Below are 23,012 nucleotides of genomic sequence, written 5' to 3'. Positions count from 1 at the left end.
AATCATGCGAGGCCGCTGGTGAGGCGCGCGCGGTCATGCGGCGCGGAAAAATCGATTCTTGGGCCAACGGGAACGATCCCGGTCGGATTGATCTGTAAATGGCTCTGATAATAATGCCCTTTGATGTGGTCCGGGTGAAAAGTCGCGGCGATGCCGTCAGTCTGATAAAGGTCGCGGACATAGCCGAAAAGGTTTGCATAATCGGCGATGCGCCGGACGTTGCATTTGAAGTGGCCGACATAGACGATGTCGAAGCGCAGCAGGGTCGTCAGCAGCCTGATGTCGGCTTCGGTGATGCGGTCGCCGCAGAGATAACGGCAGTCCGCGAGCCGGGCGTCGAGAAAATCCAGCGTGTCGAACAAGGGTCCGATCGCTTCCTCATAGGCCGCTTGGGTCGTTGCAAAGCCGGCCCTGTAGACGCCATTGTTGACCGTCGGATAAATGCGCGCGTTGAGCGCGTCGATTTCGCCGCGCAGATCCTCCGGGTAAAAATCGCCGGCTTTCGCCCCCACGCCGTCGAAGGCGGAATTGAACATACGGATGATTTCGGAGGATTCGGTCGAGACGATCGTCTGCTTTTCCTTGTCCCAAAGGACTGGCGCCGTGACGCGGCCGGAATAATGGGGCGCGGCGGCGCGATAGACCTCGTACAGAAAGCTGGCGTGATGGATCGGATCGCCGATGACGCCCTCGCCCGGAGCAAAGGTGATGCCGTTCTCCCGCATCAGCCAGTTGACGATCGACAGTCCGATCATCGGCGCGAGGCCTTTCAGCTCGCGGAAAATCAATGTCCGATGCGCCCAGGGACAAAAATAGGCGGCGTAAAGATGATAGCGGCCGGGCTCCGCCTTGAAGCCGCCCTCCCCGCTCTGCCCCGGCGCGCCATCCGGCGTCACCCAATTGCGGAACTTGGCGGCGTCGCGCTCGAAGCGCCCGCCCGTGCTCTGCGTGTCATACCATTGGTCGCGCCATACGCCGTCGACGAGCAGTCCCATCATTCACCTTTTTGATTTGGAGGATGCGCGATAGGGTCGCGGCCGCGGCTAGAGCTGCGCCCGCGGCTTGCGATGAAGGATGGCTGAGCTTACACATCGATCGCGTCCGAGCCGAGCCTGACGCGGGAGATTTTTGCATGATTTGGCCGCTCAATCCAAAATCAAAACGTCAGCCGACAACCGAACTGCTGGCGCTCGCGCCGCCTGCGAGCGCCGAAGCGCAGCCGCGGCCGGCGCCACGCGGCGAACCCCTGCTGCGTCTGCGCCGGAACCGCAAAGCCGATTGGGCGCGTCGTCTCGTACGCGAGAATGTTTTGACCCCCGCCGATCTGATCTGGCCGATCTTCGTTTGCGAAGGCGTCAATCTGCGCGAGCCGATTTCCTCTCTGCCAGGAGTCGACAGGCTTTCGATCGACGCGGCCGTCGATTCCGCGCGCGAGGCGCAGGCCTTGGGAATTCCAGCGCTCGCGCTTTTTCCCTATACCGATCCGGCGCTGCGCGACGAGACCGGCAGCGAGGCGCTGAATCCCGAAAACCTTGTCTGCCGCGCCGTGCGGGCGATCAAGGAAACGACGCCGGATCTTGGCCTTATCACCGATGTCGCGCTGGATCCCTATACCAGCCACGGCCATGACGGGCTAATGGCCGGCGAGGAAATTCTGAACGATGAGACGGTCGAGGTGCTGGCGCAGCAGGCGCTGAATCAGGCCCGCGCGGGCGCCGACATGATTGCGCCGTCCGACATGATGGATGGCCGCGTCAGGGCGATCAGGGCGGCGCTCGACGCCGAAGGTTTTCACTCCGTGCAGATATTGGCCTATGCGGCCAAATACGCGTCGGCTTTCTATGGCCCATTCCGCGACGCCATCGGCACCAGGGCGACGCTCATCGGCGACAAGCGCACCTATCAGATGGACCCCGCGAATTCGAACGAGGCGCTGCGCGAGGTCGCGCAGGATATACTGGAAGGCGCCGACATCGTGATGGTGAAGCCGGGCCTGCCCTATCTCGACATCATCTGCCGGGTGAAAGACAAATTCGGCCTGCCGACCTTCGCCTATCAGGTGTCCGGCGAATACGCGATGATTCAAGCAGCGGTGAACAATGGCTGGCTTGACGGCGACAAAGCGATGATGGAAAGCCTGCTCGCCTTCAAACGGGCCGGCGCCGACGCTGTTTTAACCTATTTCGCCCCACGCGCCGCGAAGCTGCTGCGGGGCGGATGAGGCAACTCTTGGCCGCCGCCCGAAAGCCCTCATGATGAGGAGCGCCGGAGGCGAGGCCCGCGTCGGCGGAAGGGCTCCCCCATTCAGCTTTTTTGGAATTTCATGCAACCCGCGGGTCGCCGAGACGATGCTTAGAGTTTTCATCCCTGTCGCCTATGGATTTCTAGGCCTTGCTTTTCTTGCGGCCGCCGACTTCGGATATTCCGAAGGAGCTTGCGGAGGCCCCTACACCGGTCAAGATGGCGCGAGCTATACATGCGGGACAAACCGCAAACCCAATTGCCAGCAAGGCACTGGACGATGCCAATGCCTCGAAAGGAAGGAATGTCCCGGCGGCAAACAGGATGAGGAATGGTAGGCGAGCCTGCGGCAGTGAAGACGGGCGCCGGCGAGCGTCGGCGCCGCTAAAAAGCCGTTGTTTGGATGGGCGGCGTCAGCCGACGCCTGGCGCGCTTTTCGATCGAATGGAGTCATTCGATCGATCAGAAATCGCTCCAGATTCAAAAGCTTGAGCATATTCTTGTCGATCAGGTCGAACCGATCTGATCGGAATATGCTCTGGAGCGTCCACAACATCTTCCACATCGCCCGCAGACGATGTGGATAGCGGGCGCGAATCGAGTTGTTTTTTGCGCCGGGCCAATATGCGTGGCATGCAAGTAGGCCAGCCGCATGGTGAAGGCTTTGAAGTGATTCGCAAGAAAGACTGAATGTCAGCCATCGACAATCTGATCAGCAAGTCCGGCGCGCGGCAGGGCGCCGAGGCGCCGGGCTACCGGCTCGCCCCGCATAATCTCGAGGCCGAGCAGGCGTTGCTCGGCGCGATCCTCGTCAATAATGACGCCTTCGATCGCGTCTCCGACTTTCTGAAGCCCGCGCATTTTTCCGAGGATGTGCACAGGCGCATTTTCGACGTCGCGGGGCAATTGATCCGGGCCGGCAAGCTCGCCTCGCCGATAACGCTCAAAACCTTCCTCGGCGACCATGATCTTGGCGGCATGAGCGTGCCGCAATATCTCGCACGCCTCGCCGCCGAGGCGACAACGGTCATCAACGCAGAGGATTACGGGCGCACGATCCATGATCTGGCGATCCGCCGCGATCTCATCCTGATTGGCGAGGACATCGTCAACGCGGCCTATGACGCGCCCGTCGCCGCTTCGCCGCGCGAGCAGATCGAGGAGGCCGAGCGCAAGCTGTATTCGGTCGCTGAGACCGGCCGATATGAGGGCGGCTTCCAGCGTTTTTCCGACGCTTTGACGATCGCCGTCGACATGGCGGCGAAAGCCTTTGAGCGCGACGGGCATCTTTCCGGCATATCGACCGGGCTTGTCGATCTCGACCACAAAATGGGCGGCTTGCAGGCCTCCGATCTCATCATCGTCGCCGGACGGCCGGGCATGGGCAAGACGGCGCTTGCGACCAACATCGCCTTCAACATAGCCAAGGCCTATGAATTTCAGACGCGCCCCGACGGCACGCCCGAGACGATCAATGGCGGCATCGTCGGCTTTTTCTCGCTTGAAATGTCGGCCGAGCAGCTGGCGACGCGCGTCATCGCTGAACAGGCCGCCGTGGCGTCTTACAAGATCCGGCGTGGCGACATCAGCGAATCCGAATTCCATCGCATCGCGGACGCCGCGCGGCTTATGCAGTCGATCCCTTTTTACATCGACCAGACCGGCGGCTTGTCGATCGCGCAATTGACCGCGCGGGCGCGCCGCTTGAAACGCCAACGCGGCCTCGACGTTCTGGTCATCGACTATCTGCAATTGCTCGGCGGCTCGAAAAGCAGGGGTGACAGCCGCGTGCAGGAGGTGACCGAAATCACCACCGGCCTCAAGGCTCTGGCCAAGGAGATGAACGTGCCGGTGATCGCCCTTTCGCAATTATCGCGTCAGGTCGAATCGCGCGACGACAAGCGCCCGCAACTCTCCGACCTTCGCGAATCGGGTTCGATCGAGCAGGACGCCGACGTCGTGATGTTCGTTTATCGCGAGGAATATTATCTGAATAACAAGCAGCCGCGCGAAGGCACCGAGGAATTCATCAAGTGGCAGACCGACATGGAGAACGTCCACGGCAAGGCCGAGGTCATCATCGGCAAGCAGCGCCACGGCCCGACCGGAACCGTCGAGCTTGCTTTTGAAGCGGAAATGACGCGCTTCTCCAATCTCGCCCGCGAAGACGCCTTGCCCGACCATATCTGAGCGGCGCGCGATTTCCGCCCGCTTGTGGACTACCGGTCCAACATATTGGAAATGAAAGAGACTCTGTGATCTCCATATTGAGACAGGCGCGCTGATGGCGAAGCCGCACGCCTCATTCGTCTGTCAGAACTGCGGCGCCGTCACAGGGCGCTGGCAAGGCCGCTGCGAGGCCTGTGGAGAATGGAACACGATCACGGAAGAAAGCGCCGCGACCGGCATTGGCGCGCAGGCGGCGATTGGCATGCGCAAGGGCCGGGTTTTCGAGCTTTCAGGCCTGATCGAGACGGACCGCCCGGCGCCGCCGCGCATCTTGACCGGCATCGGCGAACTCGACCGCGTGACGGGAGGCGGCTTTGTCTCCGGCTCCGTGCTTCTGCTCGGCGGCGAGCCCGGCATCGGCAAATCGACGCTGCTCATTCAGGCCTGCGCGGCGCTGGCCGCCAAGGGTCAGCGCGTCGTCTATATTTCGGGCGAAGAGGCTGTCGACCAGGTGCGTCTGCGGGCGCAGCGCCTTGGCCTTGCGAAAAGTCCGGTCGAACTCGCCGCCGAAACCAGCGTCGAAGACATCATTGCAACGCTGAGCCGCGGCAAGCGCCCTTCCCTCGTCGTCATCGATTCGATCCAGACCATGTGGACGAGCCTCGTTGAATCGACGCCGGGCACGGTGAGCCAGGTGCGCGGCGCGGCTCAGGCGCTGATCCGCTTCGCCAAGACGACCGGTGCGGCGGTGATCCTTGTCGGGCATGTCACCAAGGACGGCCAGATCGCCGGCCCGCGCGTGGTCGAACACATGGTCGACGCCGTTCTTTCCTTCGAAGGCGAAGGCGGCCGCGATCTTCGCCTGCTGCGCGCGGTCAAGAACCGCTTCGGCCCGACTGATGAGATTGGCGTCTTCGAGATGACTGGACGCGGCCTCGCGGAAGTCGCCAACCCCTCCGCCCTTTTTCTCTCAGCGCGGGACGCCGCGGCGCCCGGAGCCGCCGTCTTCGCGGGGATGGAAGGCTCGCGCCCCCTGCTTGTCGAATTTCAGGCGCTGGTGGCGCAAAGCTCCCTCGGCACGCCGCGGCGCGCCGTCGTCGGCTGGGACGCCTCGCGCCTTGCCATGATCGTCGCCGTTCTCGAAACGCACGCCGGCGTGAAACTCAGCCAATATGACATTTACCTCACCGTCGCGGGCGGATTGCGGGTTGGCGAACCGGCCGCCGACCTTGCCGCGGCGGCCGCCCTGGTTTCATCCTTGAGCAACATAGCGCTGTCCGCCGATTCGGTTTTCTTCGGCGAAATCGCGCTCTCGGGCGCGATCCGGCCGGTGGCGCATGGACTCGCGCGGCTGAAAGAGGCGGCAAAACTCGGCTTTTGCCGCGCCACCATTCCGCATGGGCCAAGCGAGCGCGGCGAGGCCGTTTCAAAAGATCTGGCCGTGCGCGGGTGCAAGCACATCTCGGGACTGGCGGCGGAAATCGGCGCCGGCAAGCGCGAGGCGGCGCGCCAGCGCGACTGACCTCCGATAACGCTGGCGGAGGGCCTCGCCTTCGCGCCTTCTCTTTGCGGGGTGACTGGGGCCGATCGGCTCGCTATAAGAAATTCGCGACGCTTTCGGCGCTATCGTGGTCTTTTGCTCGTTTTGGCGCCGGTCTACCCGGCAACGTCAGTCGATAGCAGCGGCGCTCCGCGCGCCCGCGGCATCAAACATGGGATTTGGGCGCAAGGGGCCAAACAACAATGCCATCCTATCTCGATCTGGGCTTGATCGTCGTCATCCTGATTTCCGCCTTTCTCGCCATGCTGCGGGGCTTCACCCGCGAGGTGCTGGCCATCGCCTCATGGGGCGCTGCGGCGTTGGCCGCGGTCTACCTGCATCCGCTGGTGCTGCCTTATGTGAAACCATACATCGCCAAGGACGTGATCGCGCTCGCCGTTTCCGCCGCGGGCGTTTTCTTCGTGACCCTGATCGTGGTCTCGCTGATCACCATCAAGTTTTCGGACGCCATTCTCGATTCGAAAGTCGGCGCGCTCGATCGCTCGCTTGGCTTCGTCTTCGGAGCGGTGCGCGGTCTTCTCCTTTGCGTCATCGCCTTCATCTTCTTCAACTGGCTCGTTCCTGAAAAGACGCAGCCCGAATGGGTCAGAACAGCGCGCATGCGGCCCTTGCTGCAAGTCACCGGCGATCAACTCATGGCGATGCTGCCCGACGATCCCGAGGGCCTGCTCGCCAAGCTGAAGCAGCCGAAGGCCGTCCCGAACGAAGAGGCGGCGCCCGACAGCGACGTCGCGCCAACCGCGCCGCTTCCGACTCCGAAGCCTCCGAGCGGGAAAAAGACCTGAGCCTCGCGGCGCGAGCATGTTTGGCGCGCGCCAAGGCGAAGCCGCTATGCACAGGAAAGAATCCGCTTCTCTCAAGAGAAAACGCCGGGGGTGCGACAATCATCGCTCCCGCGGAGGGTCGACGAATGGCGTGAGTTGCATTATGTAACTTTTGTGGCGTCGGCGCGGCTCGAGTCTGTGAGACATGGCTCAACGTTCAGAAACACGCCAGCAATAGCTTGAACGCCAAGCTGCTCGTCGAGAGCGGCAGGAGACGGTTATGGATGACGCAGCCCATTCTGGTTCGAGCAGCTGGACGGATCTAGACCTCGAAGCCGATCGGCTCCGCGAGGAATGTGGCGTCTTTGGCATCTTCGGCCATCCGGACGCCGCCGCCGTCACCGCGCTCGGACTGCACGCCTTGCAGCATCGCGGCCAGGAAGCGGCGGGCATCGTCTCTTTTGACGGGCAGCGCTACAATTCTGAGCGCCGCCTCGGCCTCGTTGGCGATCATTTCTCCAAAGCCTCGACCATCGCCCGCCTGCCGGGCGAGGCTGCGATTGGCCATGTGCGCTATTCGACGACCGGCGAGACCATTCTGCGCAATGTGCAGCCGCTCTTCGCCGAATTGAATTCCGGCGGCTTCGCGGTCGCCCACAACGGCAATCTCACCAACGGACTGACCCTCCGGCGTGATCTCGTCCAGACCGGCGCCATCTATCAGTCGACATCCGACACCGAAGTCATTTTGCATCTGATGGCGCGCAGCCGCCGGCTGCGCATCGTCGAGCGCTTCATCGAAGCCCTGCGCGCGCTCGAAGGATCCTACGCGCTCGTCGCTCTCTCGAATACAATGCTGATCGGCGCTCGCGATCCGCTCGGCATCCGCCCTCTGGTTCTCGGCGAACTCGACGGCAACTATATTCTCGCCTCGGAAACCTGCGCTCTCGACATTATCGGCGCCCGCTTCGTGCGCGATATCGAAAATGGCGAGATCGTCGTCATTTCGAAAGAAGGCATTGAAAGCCTGCGCCCCTTCCCGCCGCGCCCGATGCGCCCCTGCATTTTCGAATACATCTATTTCGCCCGTCCAGATTCAATCGTGCATGGCCGGCCGGTCTACAATGTGCGCAAGGCGATGGGCGCCGAACTCGCGCGCGAATCGGGCGTAGAGGCCGACGTCGTGGTGCCGGTGCCGGATTCAGGCGTGCCCGCCGCGATCGGCTATGCGCAATCCTCCGGCATTCCCTTTGAACTCGGCATCATCCGCAACCATTATGTCGGGCGCACCTTCATCCAGCCGACCCAGACCGTGCGCGAACTGGGCGTGCGCCTCAAGCACAGCGCCAACCGCGCCGTCGTCGAAGGCAAGCGCATTGTGCTGATCGACGATTCGATCGTACGGGGCACGACTTCCGTCAAGATCGTGCAGATGATGCGCGACGCCGGCGCCAAAGAAGTGCATTTCAGAATTTCATCGCCGCCGATCACTCACCCCGACTATTACGGCATTGATACGCCGGTGCGTGAAAACCTCCTCGCCGCGACCCATACGCTGGAGGAAATGCGCGATTACATCGGCTGCGATTCGCTGGCTTTCCTCTCAGTCGACGGCACTTACCGCGCGATGGGGGAAGAAGGCCGCGATCCGCTGCGGCCGCAATTCACCGACCATTGCTTCACCGGCGATTATCCGACCCACCTTACCGATCTCACCGGTGAGACGAAAAGCCAGCTTTCTCTCCTCGCCGAAGCCAGTTAGATCCCTTTGATCTAAAACCTCAGCAAACCTTCGGTCCTGCGCTTCAAGTCCCGGCTTCCGCTCGCCTCGGAAGCGCGCTAGAGGTTCCTCCGCAAGCCATCCATCGTCGAGCGCAAAGCCTTCCATGCCTGTTTCCCTTCAAGGCCGTATCGCCCTCGTCACCGGGGCGTCCCGTGGCGTCGGCCGCGCCCTCGCGCTCGAACTCGCCAGAGCCGGCGCGCATATCATCGCGCTCGCCCGCACCCAGGGCGCGCTCGAGGATCTCGACGACGCCATCCGCGCCGAAGGGAGCGAAGCGACGCTCACGCCCTGCGACATCACGGATTTCGACGCGCTCGACCGTCTCGGGCGGGCGATTTATGACCGCTGGGGCAAGCTCGATATTCTCGTCGGCAACGCGGGCGTTCTGGGTTCAATAACGCCCCTCGGCCACATCGAGCCGAAAGAATGGGACGAAGTTTTGGCGGTCAATGTCACCGCCAACTGGCGGCTCATCCGGTCGCTCGACCCGCTGCTGCGCGCGTCGGACGCGGGCCGCGCGGTCTTCCTGACTTCCAGCGTCGCCCATGCTGCTGATTTCCGGCCCTATTGGGGCGCCTATGCCGTCTCGAAAGCCGCGCTCAATGCTTTGGTGCGAACATACGCCGTCGAAACCATGAACATCACCGCGATCAAGGTCATGGCCGTCAATCCGGGGCCGTTGCGCACGCGCATGCGCGCAAAGGCGATGCCGGGCGAAGACCCGATGACTTTGCGCACGCCGGAAGATTTCGCGCCGAAAGTCGCCGCCCTTTGTTCGCCGGACTGGACCGAGACCGGCAAGCTCTATGACTTTCCGCAAGATCGCGTGCTGAGTTTTACGGCGCCTGCGTAAGGGCGACGGTTTATGGAGACACTGCGGGTGCGCTCTGGCGCTCAATTGATCCCGGCGGCTTGCTTCGCCCTCCTGATTCTCCTCGGAGCGGCGCGCGGGGACGGCCAACCTCCCCCGGCCTGGACAGACAGCTTCGGCGCCCGCCTCGAAGCTCTCGCTCTGCTGCAAACCCTCAACGCGGATTTGCTCAGCCATGACAGCGCGACGCTGACCCTCGATCGCTGGTGCGAAACGCATCATTTGGCCTCGCCCGCCCATATTGTCGCCGAGCGGATGACGGGCGTCGAAAAGCCGCCGACGCGGGAGCAGCGTCAACTCCTCGGCGTCGGCGAGGCCGAGCCTATCCGTTATCGGAGGGTGCGGCTCGCCTGCGGCGATCATGTCCTGTCCGAAGCCGACAATTGGTATGTGCCCGCAAGGCTGACGCCTGAAATGAACCATGCGCTCGAGACGACCGACATCGCCTTCGGGCGCGCCGTGCAACCGTTGCACTTTCAGCGCCGGACGCTCTCGGCGAAACTGCTCTGGTCTCCGCTGCCGCAAGGCTGGGAGATGGCGGCCACGGCGCCGGATTCAGGCGGATCGCCGCTGAAAATTCCAGCTGCCGTGCTTGAACATCGCGCCGTGCTGACGCTGCCCGACGGCGCGCCATTTAGCGAAGTGGTCGAGACCTACACTAGCGAAATCCTCGCTTTCCCTCAGCCGCCCCAGCCCTGAACCAGACCCTCTGCGACATGATTAATGAGAGCCTGAGCCGCTGCGCCTGCGCCATGCGCGCCTTGCGAAATTTTTGGGAAGCGAACCGCATACGCCGTTCAATGACGCCGTTCTGTTGACGCTCGCCGGATTGGGGCGCCCGCCGACGAGCGCTTTTTCGCTCAAGGGAGAGCCTCAAGCCTGATCGTGACGAGAGCCTCCGGCTCGGCGCTGAATCCGGCAGAAAATTCGAAAGCGCCGGGCTCGAAACAGGGTTGGGAATCCGCGCCGGGAAAGCCCAGTTCGCGAGCGGCCAGCGAAAAATAAACCAATCCTTTTTCGTCCGCGCACAATGCGATCTTGGCGAATCCCTTAAGTTCGAGCAGGGGCCGGGCGATCGATGCAAGCACGTCGCGTGCGAACAGAAACACCGTCGCCTCGCCACTTTGTGGTCCCTCATTGACGATCTCGACGGTGAATTCGACCGTCTCGTCGAAACGGAAGCTTTGCCTTTTTGCGCGCAGATCGCTGATCGCAAAACAGCTATAGGACAGGCCGTGTCCGAAATAAAATTGCGGCCGAACTGAAATGTCGAGATATTTGCTCGTGTAAGAATCATTCGGGGCGAAAGGACGTCCCGTCGGGCGCGGGCCGAGAAAAATCGGAATTTGCCCGACGGCGCGGGGCCAGGTGACGGGCAGGCGGCCGACGGGGTTGAAGCGCCCCGTCAGCACATCGGCGATCGCGTTTCCAGCTTCGACACCCAGAAACCACGTCGCAAGGACCGCAGCGGCTCGCTCGAAGAGCCAGGGAACCGTCAGGGGCCGCCCGCTGGATAAAAGTGCGACGACGGGCTTGCCGAGATCAAGCGCCGCCTTCGCCAATTCCATCTGGCGCCCAGGCAGCCCAAGATCGGCGCGCGAGGCCGCCTCTCCGCTCATCGCGGCGGCTTCGCCAACGCATAGCACGATGACGTCGGCGTCGCGGCAAAGCTCCAAAGCGCCAATGATTCCTGAATCATCCTCCCCCTCGATGCCGACGCCGGCCGCGAACCGTATCTCAACATCAGGCAGCGCGGCGGCCAGACCTTCGAGAATGGCCACGGGCTTCTCCCGATCGCCCGCCGCCGCCCACGGCCCATCCATTTCCCGTCTTGCGTCGGCGAGCGGACCTATGACCGAGATTTTTTCCAAAGATGGCGGAAGCGGCAGCGCGCCCTTATTCGTCAGAAGCACGATCGCGCGCCGCGCGGCCTCGCGCGCCAGAGGCCCCGGCGCGGGGCTCGGAGTTTCGGCTTTGCGTTGGCGGCAAGCAGCGTCGAAAAGCCCAAGGCGCTGCTTCAGCGTCAACACGCGGCGCACGCTGGCGTCGATCTCCTCCATCGAGACGCGCCCCTCGGCGATGGCTCGCGGAAGACCTTTGTGATAAGCCCCGCTCATCATGTCGATGTCGACGCCCGCGACCAGCGCCAGCGCGGCCGCGTCCACGAGATCGGCGGCAACGCCATGGCGCATCAATTCGGCAAGCGCGTTGTAATCGCTAATGATTACACCGTCGAAACGTTGTTTTCCGCGCAGCCAGCCGCGCAGCAAGGGGCGATGCGCCGTCATGGGAATGCCGGCAAGATCCATGAAGGCCGGCATCACGGCGGCGCAGCCGGCGGCGACCGTCGCCGCGAAAGGCGGGAGATACGCCTCATGCAGCGTGCGCTCGGAAATGTCGACCGAGGCATAATCGCGGCCCGCCAGCGCCGCACCATAAGCGCAAAAATGCTTCACCGTTGCGGCGACGGCCCCAGGCTCCTCAAGATTCGCGCCCTGAAAACCAAAAACTTTGGCTTTGCCGAATTCCGCCGCGACAAGTGGATCTTCCCCTGCCCCTTCGGCGATGCGGCCCCAGCGCGGATCACGCGCGACATCGAGCATCGGCGCAAAAACCAGCGAAATCCCGTCTTGCGCGGCCTCCGCCGCCGAGGCGCGCGCCGTCGCGGCCCAAAGCGCGGGGTCGAAGGCCGCGGCTTCCGCGAGCGGAATGGGAAAGATGGTGCGGTGGCCGTGCAGGACGTCAAAACCGACAAGGAGCGGGATTCCGAGCCTCGTCTCCTCGATGGCCATTTTTTGAACAGCCGAAATGACCTCGGCGCCCCAGAGATTGAGGAGGCTCCCGACGCGCCCGGCGCGAATGTCGGCCGTTACGTCTCCGCCGAGAAGCGGACCAGTTACAGCATAGCCTCCGGCAGCCATGCTAAGCTGACCAACCTTTTCTTCGAGGGTCATCGCCGCGAGAAGTTTTGATATCCTGTCGATAGCCGGTCCCCGCGCCGCCCTGGTGAACGAACGCTGGCCGGGGCGCCGGTCAGCGCGATCGTGCTAAACTTTTAAAAACCGCTTACGAACCGGGAGCATTTTCGATCCTGATTGATGAAAAAGCGAGGGCCGGGGCGTAGCTTTGCAATATCGAAGGCGCCGGAACGCACAGCCAACTTCGCATTCGGCCACCACTCTGTGAATTTGCATAATCATATCAAGGGGTGCTTTTTAGCAGCCAGCCGCCACTGAAAATCGCGATTTGATGACCAGACCAGCAAATATGCCGCCCGCGACCGAAACCCGTGAGCACGGGTTCGACGCCCAGCTTCTGATGATGATGCGGGCCCTGTGGGCGTCGCCCGAGCGCAATCAATTCCTGCTTCTCGCCTTTGCGCTCTGCGTTGTTGTCGGCGCCACGGCTTTTGGCCAGATCAAGCTGAACGCATGGAACCATCCCTTTTATGATGCGCTCGCGCGCAAGGACCTTTCCGGTTTCCTGCAGCAGCTCTGGGTTTTCGCGATGATCGCCAGCGGCCTTCTGATTTTGAACGTCGCCCAGATCTGGCTCAATCAGATCACCAAACTGAAATTGCGCGCGCGGCTGACACGCGAGCTCATTGATCTCTGGCTCGGGCCGAGGCGGGCGTTCCGGCTCGCAAACGCCGGTGAAATTGGGGTCAATCCGGATCAGCGCATTCACGAGGACGCGCGCCATCTCGTCGAGCTGACCACCGATCTTGGCATCGGCCTGCTGCAGTCGACGCTTCTGCTTGCCAGCTTCATCGGCGTCTTGTGGATTTTGTCGGACGGCATCGGGTTCAATCTTTTCGGCCTCCATATCGCAGTCCCCGGCTATATGGTCTGGTCCGCGCTCATTTACGCGGGCGCGGCGTCCTGGATGAGCTGGCGTGTCGGAAATCCGTTGATCCAGCTCAACGCAGAGCGTTATGGGCGCGAGGCAGAGCTGCGTTTTGCTCTTGTGCGCGTCAATGAACGCAACGACGCCATCGCTTTCTACGGCGGCGAGGAGGATGAAAAGCAACGTCTGCACAATGAGTTGCAGCCTGTCCTTGACATCATGCGCCGGCTCGTGACCGGCGTCACGCGGCTGACCTGGATCACCGCCGGCTACGGATGGTTCGCAATTGTCGCGCCGATCGTCGTCGCGGCGCCGGGATTTTTCAGCGGCGATCTCACGCTCGGCGGCCTGATGATGGTGGTCGGCGCCTTCAATCAGGTGCAGCAGGCGCTGCGCTGGTTCGTCGACAATTTCAGCGCCATCGCGGACTGGCAGGCGACCTTGATGCGCGTCGCCACCTTTCGGCAGGCGCTCGTCGACATAGATCGGCTCGGCAATAGCGCCGGCCGCATCGAGATCGTACCCTCGACAGAGGAGAAGCTGCAGTTCGACGATCTGCGCGTGGCGTCGCCCGAGACCTGCACCAGGCTAAGCGAGCGCCATGTCACGATCAAACCGGGAGAGCGCATCTTGATCATCGCCAGACCCGGCGCGGGAAGGAGTAATTTCTTCAGTGCGATCGCCGGTCTCTGGCCGTGGGGCTCCGGGCGCATTTCGCTGCCGGTCGGACAGGCCATGATGTTCCTGTCAAACCGCCCCTATCTCCCGCCGGGAACCTTGCGAGCGGCCATCGCCTATCCCTCGCCCGCCAAAAATTTCGAGGAGGGCGCCTTCGCCGCGGCGCTGCAGCGGATCGGTCTCGCCCGTTTGTTGCCGGATCTCGATCATTCGCACCGGTGGGAACGTGAGCTCGGCAGCGATGAACAGCAAAGTCTTCAGTTCGCCCGTCTCCTGCTCCACAAACCGCGCTGGGTTCTGATCAACGAGGCGCTCGACGCGCTCGACGAGGACACGCGCGCCATCGTGCTTGACCTTTTTTCGTCGGAACTGGCCGGGACGGCAGTCCTCAACATCGGCAGGCCCGACACGCAAAAGGGATTCTTCTCGCGCGTCCTGCACCTCATCGAAGACCCACATGGAGAAACGCTTGCGTCCCACCTCAGTCCGGGCGTTGCGGCGACGCCCACGTGCGACGCTGGGGCGAACGCCAATGTCATTGATTAGCGCTTTGCGTTTTCACCCTATTTCCTTGACGCAACTTCAACCAAAAATGCTCTCATCATCTGAACCCGTGGCGGCAAACGGGCCTTGATCGTGGAGACGCCCTTGACCCGCCCGCAATCTTCGAACCTCTCAGACGAGGCGCTGCTTGATCTCGTGCAAAGGCAGACCTTCCGCTTTTTCTGGGAAGGCGCTCATCCCCTCAGTTTTCTTGCGCGCGACCGCACCGGGCTGAACGCCGACGCCAGCGACGATCTGATCTCGATCGGAGGATCCGGCTTCGGCGTCATGGCGATCATCGTCGCCGTCGCGCGCGGCTGGATCGAACGCGAAGCAGCGGTTGCAAGACTTAACGCGATGATCGCTTTTCTGGAACGGACGCCCTCCTATCATGGTCTGTTTCCGCATTTCATGAATGGGCGCACCGGGGCGACCATTCCCTTCGGCCGCAAGGATGACGGCGCCGACATCGTCGAGACGGCCTTTCTCTTTCAGGGCCTTTTGTGCGCGCGGCAATTTTTCGACGGAGATGGTGCGGACGAGAAAAGCCTTCGCGATCACATCACCTGGATGTGGAGCGATGCTGAATGGAACTGGCACACGCGTGACGGACGCAAAGCGCTGACATGGCATTGGAGCCCGAACAATGGCTTTGCCCTCGACGCGGAAATCAGGGGCTGGAACGAATGTCTCATCGCTTATGTCCTCGCCGCCGCCTCGCCGCGCCACACCATCGATCCGGCCGCCTATCACGGCGGTTTCGCTCAGAGCCGCGTCTTCATCAACCGGCGCAGCTTCTATGATCTCGAGCTACCGCTTGGTCCCGATTTCGGCGGACCGTTGTTCTTCGCGCATTATTCGTTCTGCGGGCTCGACCCGCGCGGCCTTCGTGATGATTACGCCGATTACTGGCGACAGAATGTCCAGCATACGCTGATCAATTACGAACACTGCGTGCGCAACCCAAACGGCCACAAGGGCTATGGCCCCTCATCGTGGGGATTGACTGCGAGCGACGACCCGTCGGGCTATATGGCGCACGCGCCCGACAACGACAATGGAGTGATTTCACCGACAGCGGCGCTCTCGAGTTTTGCCTACGCCCCGCAGCAATCGATGCGCGCCATGCGCCATTTTCACGACGATCTTGGCGAAGGGATCTGGGGACGTTTCGGCTTCGTCGACGCCTTCAGCGAGACGCATGGCTGGCGCGCCGAGACCTATCTCGCCATCGATCAGGGCCCCATCGTCGTGATGATCGAGAATTTCCGCAGCGGCCTGATGTGGCGTTTGTTCATGGGCGATCTCGATGTCCAAAGAGGCCTGCGCCGTCTTGGCTTCCAATCGCCGCATATCTGCGCCTGACATGCAAGCTTTCGCGCAAGAGCCCTGGCGGCAGGAATTGACGGGATGGATGGAGCGCCAATATCCCCTTTCGGCGAAAGCCATGATGAGCGCCATATCAGCGGTTCAGCTCGTCAAGGAGCGGCGCGGATTCGGCCGCTTTATTCGCCCTGCGAGAGGATCTATTCTGGCCTCGCCCGTCATGGCCGCCTATGATCCAGACCCGGACTATTTCTTTCACTGGCTGCGCGATTCGGCGGTCATCGTCGACGCCCTGCGCAGCCTGATCGAGAGCGGCGAAGTCACCGAGCTTGAGGGCCTTGGCCATTTCAGGGATTTCCTGCGCTTCAGCCTTACGCTCTCGACGCTCGACGGACGCGACTTCCTGAAAGGCGCCGGCGATTTCCGGGCGAAGGTCGAGCCTTTCTTTCTGCAATATGTGCGCCCAGACAGCGAGTTTATCGCGCTTACCGGCGACAGCGTTCTCGGCGAGCCGAGGTTCGATCCAGACGGCGCTTTCGACATTCTGAAATGGTCGCGCCCCCAGCACGATGGGCCGGCGTTGCGCGCGCTTTCCGTCACCAGGTTTTGCGCCTCGGTTGCCGCGAAAGACGCAGAGGCGCTCGCTCTTGCAAAGCAGCTCCTGTCGCGCGATCTCGATTTCACTTTGAAGCGGTGGCGCCAGCCATCCTTCGACATATGGGAGGAGGAACTCGGCCGCCACTACTACACCCAGCTCGTGCAATGCGAGGCCCTCGAACAGGGCGGCCTCTGGATCGCGGCGGCGGGAGAAACAGGGCTCGGCCGCGCATACCGCGCCGAGGCGCACGCGATCGCCGTCAGCATGGATGATTTTTGGAGCGAGGAGCAGGGATTCCACCGCAGCCGCATCGGCGCCAACGCCAACGCGGCTCGCCACGAGAAGGATCTCGACATAGCGACCTTGCTCGCCGTGATCCATTCCGGGCGCAAGCAGGGGAGCCACAGCGTTTTGGACTCGCGCGTCATCGCCACCGTGATGCAACTGGAAGATCTTTTCGCCGGCCTCTACAAGATCAATCAGCCGCCGATACAAAATCGCGCGCCCGCGATGGGGCGTTATCGGGGCGACGCCTATTACGGCGGCGGCGCCTATTATTTTTCAACGCTAGGCGCCGCCGAATTCTACTTTCGCGCGGCCGGGGCGGCGGCGGACGCCGACATTCTCGAATGGGGTCGACGCGGCTCCGACATTTGCCGGCGGCTCGGGATCCGTCATTTTGATGACGCGCATCATTCAACTCTGGTCAAGACGCTGTTTCGGCGGGGAGATATGTTCATGGCGACGGTAGCGGCCTTCACGCCTTCGAGCGGCGACCTCTCCGAACAGTTCGACCAGACGACCGGCGCCCAGACTTCGGCGAAGTCTCTCGCCTGGAGCCATGCCGCTTTTATCAGCGCCTATGCGACCAGAGGCGAGGCTCTGCGCAAGCTCGAGCGGACGGAGCCCTCGGCATGATCGAAAAGCTCGAGTTCCTGCTCGCCCTCTCGCGCGAGCGCAATTTCAGCCGCGCCGCGGAAAGCTGCGGCGTCACTCAGCCGACGCTGTCGGCCGGCATCAAGCAGCTCGAAGATACGCTGGGCGTGTTGCTCGTCAATCGCAGTTCGCGCTTTCATGGAATGACGGCGGACGGCGAGCGCGTGCTCGAATGGGCGAAGCGCATCGTCAGCGACGCGCGGGCGATGCGCCAGGAAATGCGCGCGCCGAGGACATCGCTCACCGGCCATCTCACGATCGCCGCGGTGCCGACCGCGCTCGGCATGGTCCAAAGGCTCACCCTGCCCTTCCTGCAAAAGCACCCCGCCGTTCGCTTCACCATTCTGTCGGAGACCTCGCGCCAAATTCTCTCGATGCTCGATGATCTTCAGATCGACGCGGGGCTCACCTATCTCGACAATGAGCCGCTCGGACAGATCCGCACGGCGCCGCTCTACTATGAGCGCTATCGATTGCTGACCTCCGCGCATCGTCCGCTCGGCGACCGCTCCTCCGTCACCTGGAAAGAAGTCGCGCAGATCCCTCTCTGCCTGTTGACGCCCGACATGCAAAATCGCCGCATCATCGACCGCATGCTGGGAAGCGTCGAGCCGCCTGGCCCGCCAATGCTCGAATCAAATTCGATGGTGGTCCTTGCCGCCCATGTGCGCACCGGGGAATGGGCCAGCATCATTCCGGAAACCTTCGCCGACGTGCTCGGCCTCAGCGAACCATTGCGTTCCATTCCCATTGTCGAACCGCAGGAGGTGCAAAGGATCGGACTGGTGCTGCCGCGCCGCGAGCCGATGCCGCCGCTTTCGCGCGCCCTGCTCGCCGAAGCCAATCGTCTGGCGCTGCCCGAAGGCGTCGATATTTAATCCGATCAACGGCTGAAAGGCCGCGTTTGCGATTTTGCAATACGCAGGCGTGTATGAGAGCATAATCGCCAAATCGAATGCTCCGCTGGCTATTGATCAGCGGCGCGCCCTGCAAGGACCTGATGCGTGCTGGACAAACCTGACGCCGCCGATATCGGATTCAAAGAGCACGTCCTGCGCTCGCGCGTGCTGGCCGAGGTCCACGCCCGTCCTTTCGAGGCGATGGCCGGCTGCAAGCGCATTTTGCATTTCGCCTTCATGACCAATCACGAAGAGGCGGAGAAAGCGCAGGCGGCGTTGGCTCAATTCTGCGTCGAGCGCGCGGCGCAGGCGCCCCTGCCTGGCGCCAAGCATCATCGCGTCGAACTCGCCCCGACGGTGCTGCGCTGGGAGCGGCACGGCGAATTCGTCACTTATACCTGGGAGTTTCCACAGGAGGTTGGCGCCGGCGCCGGCGACGCTGAGAAGACGGCGTTCCGGCCCGATGCGGGCGAGCTCTCGCGCGTCATGCGCATGCTGCCGCAGCCAGGGCCGCTCCTCGTCGCCATTGATCTCGACGTGCTGCCGGAAGCCAAGATCGGCGACAGCTGGCGGCGTCTTTTCGGGCAAAGCGAATTGGCCGCGTCGGAAGTCTCCCACGGCGCGGCGATCGTCGCGACTGACTTTCATGCCGACGTCTTCGGCTTCGTCCGCATTCTCATCCTGGATCGCAAGCTCACCGAGGTCGAGGCGGGAGCGCTGGCGCAACGGCTGCTCGAACTCGAAACCTATCGCACGCTTGCGCTGCTCGGCCTGCCGCGCGCGCAGGATCTTGCCCCTGAGATCAGCCACATCGAGGCCGAACTGCCGCAATTGATCGGGCGTATGCGCGACAGCGAAGGTCTGGACGTGAGCCGGCAATTGCTGAACCGGCTCAACGCGCTTGCCGCCGAACTCGAAACCGCCGCCGCGCAGAGCCTTTATCGCTTCGGCGCGACGAGAGCCTATTATGATTTGCTAAACCTGCGTCTTGAATCGATTGGCGAACGGGCCCTGCCTGACGTGCCGACGCTGGCCGCGTTCCTCGCCCGCCGCCTCACTCCTGCGATCCGAACCTGCGCGGCCATCGAGGCTCGCCAGGACAATCTGTCGCAAAAGCTCGTGCGCGCAGCGCAATTGCTGCGAACGCGCGTCGAAGTCGAACTGGAAAGCCAAAATCAGGATCTGTTGCGGAACATGAACGAGCGCGTGCGCATGCAACTGCGTCTGCAGCAGACCGTCGAAGGGCTGTCCGTCGCGGCCATTACCTATTACATCTCCTCGATCGCGCATCTCATTCTCGAAGGCGTCCATCAGCAGGAGCACGCGCTGGACCCGGCGCTTGCGACCGCAATCATCGTGCCGTTCGTCGCCGTCCTGGTCTGGTGGAACGTCCGGCGCCTGCGCGGACGCCATCCCGTCGATTGACCTTGCCGCCGGGTCAGCCTTCGTCAACGGTCACGCTGACGCTATCATGGTTGATCGCGCCGCTCCTTGCTGGCATATCGCGAAGGTCGACGCGTCTTTGAGCTGTGCGACGATGCAGCCTGATCAGCCGGCCTGCCCGGGAATCGCATTCTGCTCTTTGAGCCCTTGTTTGACGCATGATGCGGGTCCGGAAGCCGGCAACTTTTTCGGCATCATGCTTGAGCGCGGAATGCGGGATTTGACGCGCGCCCGAACGGGGCGAGGCAGGAGAGCATAAGTGCAACACGCAGTTCCGCTCATCACGACGGTCGCCGCCGCCTTTGGCGTCGCACTTATCTTCGGATTTTTTGCCGCGAAGCTGAAGCTGCCCGCACTGGTCGGCTATCTTCTGGCGGGCGTCATCATTGGTCCTTTTTCGCCCGGCTTCGTGGCCAATGGCGAGATCGCCTCCCAACTCGCCGAAATCGGCGTGATGCTTTTGATGTTCGGCGTCGGGCTGCATTTTTCCCTCGAAGACCTGTGGGACGTGCGCAAAGTCGCGCTGCCCGGGGCGATTTTGCAGATTGCCGTGGCGACGGCTTTGGGCGCCGCCCTCGCCCTCTACTGGGGATGGGGCCTTGGAGGCGCTTTGGTGTTCGGCCTTGCCCTTTCCGTCGCCAGCACGGTCGTGCTGCTGAAGGCGCTGGAGAACCGCGGCGTCCTCGATACGACGAACGGGCGCATCGCCGTCGGCTGGCTGATCGTCGAGGATCTCGCCATGGTGCTTGTCCTCGTACTGTTGCCGCCGCTGTCCGGCGTTCTCGGCGGCCACGCCGCCGTTGGCGCCGGCCCGGATCTCTGGTGGACGCTCGAGATTACCGTCGCGAAGATCGCCGGCTTCGTAACGGTGATGCTGGTGGTGGGCCGCCGCGTCTTCCCCTGGCTTTTGTGGCAGGTCGCGCGTACTGGCTCGCGCGAGCTCTTCACGCTTTGCGTCGTCGCCGCGGCGGTCAGCCTTGCCTATGGCGCAGCCGAGTTATTCGGCGTTTCTTTTGCCCTTGGCGCATTTTTCGCCGGCATGGTCATCCGAGAATCCGAATTCAGCCACCGCGCCGCCGAGGAATCGCTCCCCTTGCGCGACGCCTTCTCGGTGTTGTTCTTTGTTTCGGTCGGCATGCTGTTCGACCCCAGGGTATTGATCGACCAGCCTTTGCGCATCCTCGCGGTGGTCGGCATCATCATTGTCGGCAAGTCGCTCGCGGCGGCGGCCCTCGTCTTGATGTTCCGCTATCCGCTCAACACGGCCCTGACGGTTTCGGCGAGCCTCGCGCAGATCGGCGAATTTTCTTTCATTCTGGCGGGTCTCGGCATGAAGCTTGGCCTTCTGCCGCATGAGGGACAAAATCTCATCCTGGCCGGCGCCCTGATTTCGATTACGCTGAACTCGCTGGTATTTGAGGCGCTGGAGCCGATCCAGCGCTGGATCAAATCGAAATCGGAGCTCGCCCGCTTTGTCGAGAGGCCCGACGATCCTCTGGCCGAACTTCCCATGTCGACCGAGGATAAATATCTCGCCAAGCAATGCATCATCGTCGGCTATGGGCGAGTCGGGCGGCGAATTGGCGCGGCCTTGGCCGAAGCCGGAATTCCATTCGTAGTGGTCGAGCAAAATCGTGAAATCGTCGAGCATTGCCGCGAAATGGGGATTCCCGCCGTCTCCGGCGACGCCGCTGATATGGCGGTGCTGATCCAGGCCCATATCGCCAAGGCGAGCGTGCTCGTCATCGCAACGCCCGACTCGCTCGATATCCGGCAAATGCTCGCCATCGCCGCCAAGGTCAATCCGGCAATCGAGACCGTCGTGCGCACCCACAACGAGGAGGAAGCGACGCTGTTGCGGCAAGAACAGGCCGCGACGATCTTCCTCGGCGAGCAGGAACTCGCAAAAAGCATGACGCGCTATGTGCTCGAGCGCTTTGGCCGCGCCAAGACGTAACTTTTCACGCCGACGCCCGTTGATAGGAGCAGTGCTGGCGCCGAACGGGTTTTTTGCTAGAGTTCGGCATCGCAGTCCGCCCAAGCGGACACAGGTCGGGGGGAAGCGCTTTTGCCGGGCATCGACAACACCGGGCTCGCAGATCTGATCGTCGCGGTCGCGGGCGAAGATCGCAACGCCTTTCGGGCGCTTTACGATCAGACATCAGCGAAACTTTTCGCGATCATCTTGCGTATCATCCGCAACAGATCTCTGGCGGAAGATATTTTACAAGACGTCTATCTCAGGGTCTGGCGCAACGCAGGCGCCTACGCGCCGGAGTCCGGATCGCCTCTCGCCTGGCTGAGCTCAATCGCGCGCAACCGAACGATTGACATATTGCGTCAAAAGAGCCTGACGGCGGCTCCAGTCGGCGGGGACGATGGCGATTGGTGGGAAAAGATCGCTGGCCCGCGCAATGTCGAGGCTGATCTCATGGACGTTGCGGCGCTCCGCCATTGCCTCGGCGAGATCGAGGAGCCGAGCCGCAGCTGCGTTCTCCTGGCTTACTATGAAGGCTATTCGCGCGACGAACTTGCGGTTCGTTTCGGCAAGCCGGTGAGCACAATCAAGACCTGGCTGCACCGCAGCCTCACGGCCTTAAAGGCGTGTCTGGAACCGACATCATGACCGAGGAACGCGAGATCCTGGCTGCGGAATATGTGCTCGGCACGCTGCACGCGGATGAGCGGACGTTGTTTACCAGCGTCCTCGTACACGATGCGGACACAAGGTCCGCCGTCGCCGCGTGGGAGCAGCGTCTCGCTCCGCTGAGCGTCGCCGTGGCCGAAGTGGCTCCCTCGCCGGGCGTCTGGGAACGGATCGAGGGCGCGCTGCCTTCGCCGCGGCCATTCGGCGTCCTTGAGGTCGGCCGCGCCGACGACTCATCGGCTCCGCCGACCGCGCTTCGCCGTTCGCTCAATCGCTGGCGCGCCGCGGCGCTCGCGGCGGGCGCTCTCGCCGCCGGACTTGCTGTCTTCATTCTCGATCGCCAATTGATGCATCCCGCCGTGCAGCCGACCTATGTCGCGGTCGTCAACCGCGGCGGCGACCTGCCGGCGCTGGTCGTTCGCGTCGATCTCGCCAACGGAAGCGTCTATGTGCGCCCCGTCTCCACACAAACGCCATCCGGGAAAAGCCTCGAGCTTTGGTATATCGGGGCGGGCAAGGCGCCAAAATCCATGGGGCTCGTCGGCGGAATTGCGATCAAAATGCCGCTTCCGGCGGGCCTTTCGCTGGACAAGGCGAGCTTCGCCGTGACAGTCGAGCCTGAGGGCGGCTCTCCCAGCGGCGATCCGACCGGCCCCGTCGTTTACTCTGGTCAACTGATCAAGGAATGACGCTTCTGCAACGGCGCG

General features: G+C 62.6%; 17 protein-coding genes. 15 read left to right on the top strand and 2 right to left on the bottom strand.

The features are described 5' to 3' along the window. Positions 1–2: 2 nt before the first annotated feature. Entirely contained in the window at positions 3–995 is a 993-nt protein-coding gene (locus SIN04_RS05980) for a glutathione S-transferase family protein (protein WP_134487244.1), read from the bottom strand. A gap of 137 nt (positions 996–1,132) precedes the next feature. On the opposite strand from SIN04_RS05980, the gene hemB reads away from it, so the two are divergent. The 7 genes from hemB to SIN04_RS05945 all read left to right on the top strand — a co-directional run bounded on the left by hemB (position 1,133) and on the right by SIN04_RS05945 (position 10,088). Continuing rightward, positions 1,133–2,221 (top strand): porphobilinogen synthase, encoded by a 1,089-nt coding sequence (gene hemB / locus SIN04_RS05975; RefSeq protein ID WP_134487241.1) that lies wholly within the window; start codon positions 1,133–1,135, stop codon positions 2,219–2,221. 710 nt (positions 2,222–2,931) lie between these two features. Further along, the gene (locus SIN04_RS05970; protein WP_134487238.1) at positions 2,932–4,431 is read left to right on the top strand and encodes a replicative DNA helicase; all 1,500 of its coding nucleotides are present in this window, start codon (positions 2,932–2,934) and stop codon (positions 4,429–4,431) included. 94 nt (positions 4,432–4,525) lie between these two features. After that, positions 4,526–5,932, top strand: coding sequence for a DNA repair protein RadA (gene radA / locus SIN04_RS05965; protein ID WP_134487236.1), 1,407 nt, complete (start codon positions 4,526–4,528; stop codon positions 5,930–5,932). Between the two features lie 221 nt (positions 5,933–6,153). Beyond that, complete coding sequence (locus tag SIN04_RS05960; protein ID WP_134487233.1) at positions 6,154–6,756, top strand: CvpA family protein; 603 nt, start codon at positions 6,154–6,156, stop codon at positions 6,754–6,756. A 259-nt stretch (positions 6,757–7,015) separates the two neighbouring features. Next, positions 7,016–8,497, top strand: a complete 1,482-nt coding sequence (gene purF, locus SIN04_RS05955; RefSeq protein ID WP_341264292.1) for an amidophosphoribosyltransferase — start codon at positions 7,016–7,018, stop codon at positions 8,495–8,497. A gap of 124 nt (positions 8,498–8,621) precedes the next feature. Continuing rightward, positions 8,622–9,371, top strand: a complete 750-nt coding sequence (locus tag SIN04_RS05950; protein ID WP_134487230.1) for an SDR family NAD(P)-dependent oxidoreductase — start codon at positions 8,622–8,624, stop codon at positions 9,369–9,371. 12 nt (positions 9,372–9,383) lie between these two features. Further along, on the top strand, positions 9,384–10,088 hold the full coding sequence (locus tag SIN04_RS05945; RefSeq protein WP_244605695.1) for a hypothetical protein: 705 nt from the start codon (positions 9,384–9,386) through the stop codon (positions 10,086–10,088). A 161-nt stretch (positions 10,089–10,249) separates the two neighbouring features. On the opposite strand, the gene SIN04_RS05940 is transcribed toward SIN04_RS05945, so the two are convergent. Then, the gene (locus SIN04_RS05940; protein WP_341264291.1) at positions 10,250–12,343 is read right to left on the bottom strand and encodes a glycoside hydrolase family 3 N-terminal domain-containing protein; all 2,094 of its coding nucleotides are present in this window, start codon (positions 12,341–12,343) and stop codon (positions 10,250–10,252) included. 295 nt (positions 12,344–12,638) lie between these two features. On the opposite strand from SIN04_RS05940, the gene SIN04_RS05935 reads away from it, so the two are divergent. The 8 genes from SIN04_RS05935 (at position 12,639) to SIN04_RS05900 (ending at position 22,994) form a co-directional block, all read left to right on the top strand. Then, positions 12,639–14,459, top strand: coding sequence for an ABC transporter ATP-binding protein/permease (locus SIN04_RS05935; RefSeq protein WP_134487227.1), 1,821 nt, complete (start codon positions 12,639–12,641; stop codon positions 14,457–14,459). Between the two features lie 102 nt (positions 14,460–14,561). Continuing rightward, complete coding sequence (locus SIN04_RS05930; RefSeq protein ID WP_134487224.1) at positions 14,562–15,821, top strand: glucoamylase family protein; 1,260 nt, start codon at positions 14,562–14,564, stop codon at positions 15,819–15,821. A 1-nt stretch (position 15,822) separates the two neighbouring features. After that, on the top strand, positions 15,823–17,298 hold the full coding sequence (locus SIN04_RS05925) for a glycoside hydrolase family 15 protein (protein ID WP_134487221.1): 1,476 nt from the start codon (positions 15,823–15,825) through the stop codon (positions 17,296–17,298). Then, positions 17,295–18,194, top strand: coding sequence for a LysR family transcriptional regulator (locus SIN04_RS05920; RefSeq protein WP_134487218.1), 900 nt, complete (start codon positions 17,295–17,297; stop codon positions 18,192–18,194). Before SIN04_RS05925 ends, SIN04_RS05920 begins: the two co-directional genes overlap by 4 nt. 126 nt (positions 18,195–18,320) lie before the next feature. Continuing rightward, positions 18,321–19,640, top strand: coding sequence for a DUF3422 family protein (locus SIN04_RS05915; protein WP_244605692.1), 1,320 nt, complete (start codon positions 18,321–18,323; stop codon positions 19,638–19,640). Positions 19,641–19,917: 277 nt separating this feature from the next. Then, a complete protein-coding gene (gene ybaL, locus SIN04_RS05910; RefSeq protein ID WP_341264290.1) occupies positions 19,918–21,615 on the top strand; it encodes a YbaL family putative K(+) efflux transporter in 1,698 nt (565 codons plus the stop codon). A 111-nt stretch (positions 21,616–21,726) separates the two neighbouring features. Next, the gene (locus tag SIN04_RS05905) at positions 21,727–22,284 is read left to right on the top strand and encodes a sigma-70 family RNA polymerase sigma factor (RefSeq protein WP_244605691.1); all 558 of its coding nucleotides are present in this window, start codon (positions 21,727–21,729) and stop codon (positions 22,282–22,284) included. Beyond that, positions 22,281–22,994 carry an anti-sigma factor gene (locus tag SIN04_RS05900; protein ID WP_134487215.1) on the top strand — a complete coding sequence of 238 codons (714 nt, stop codon included), beginning with the start codon at positions 22,281–22,283 and terminating at the stop codon, positions 22,992–22,994. The genes SIN04_RS05905 and SIN04_RS05900 overlap by 4 nt, the downstream gene beginning before the upstream one ends. The last annotated feature ends 18 nt before the right edge of the window (positions 22,995–23,012 follow it).

Origin of the sequence: Methylocella tundrae, assembly GCF_038024855.1 — a bacterium.
Lineage (GTDB): Bacteria > Pseudomonadota > Alphaproteobacteria > Rhizobiales > Beijerinckiaceae > Methylocapsa > Methylocapsa tundrae.
The sequence above is the reverse complement of the archived record's forward strand: the minus strand, read 5'-3'. Positions and strand labels throughout refer to the sequence as shown.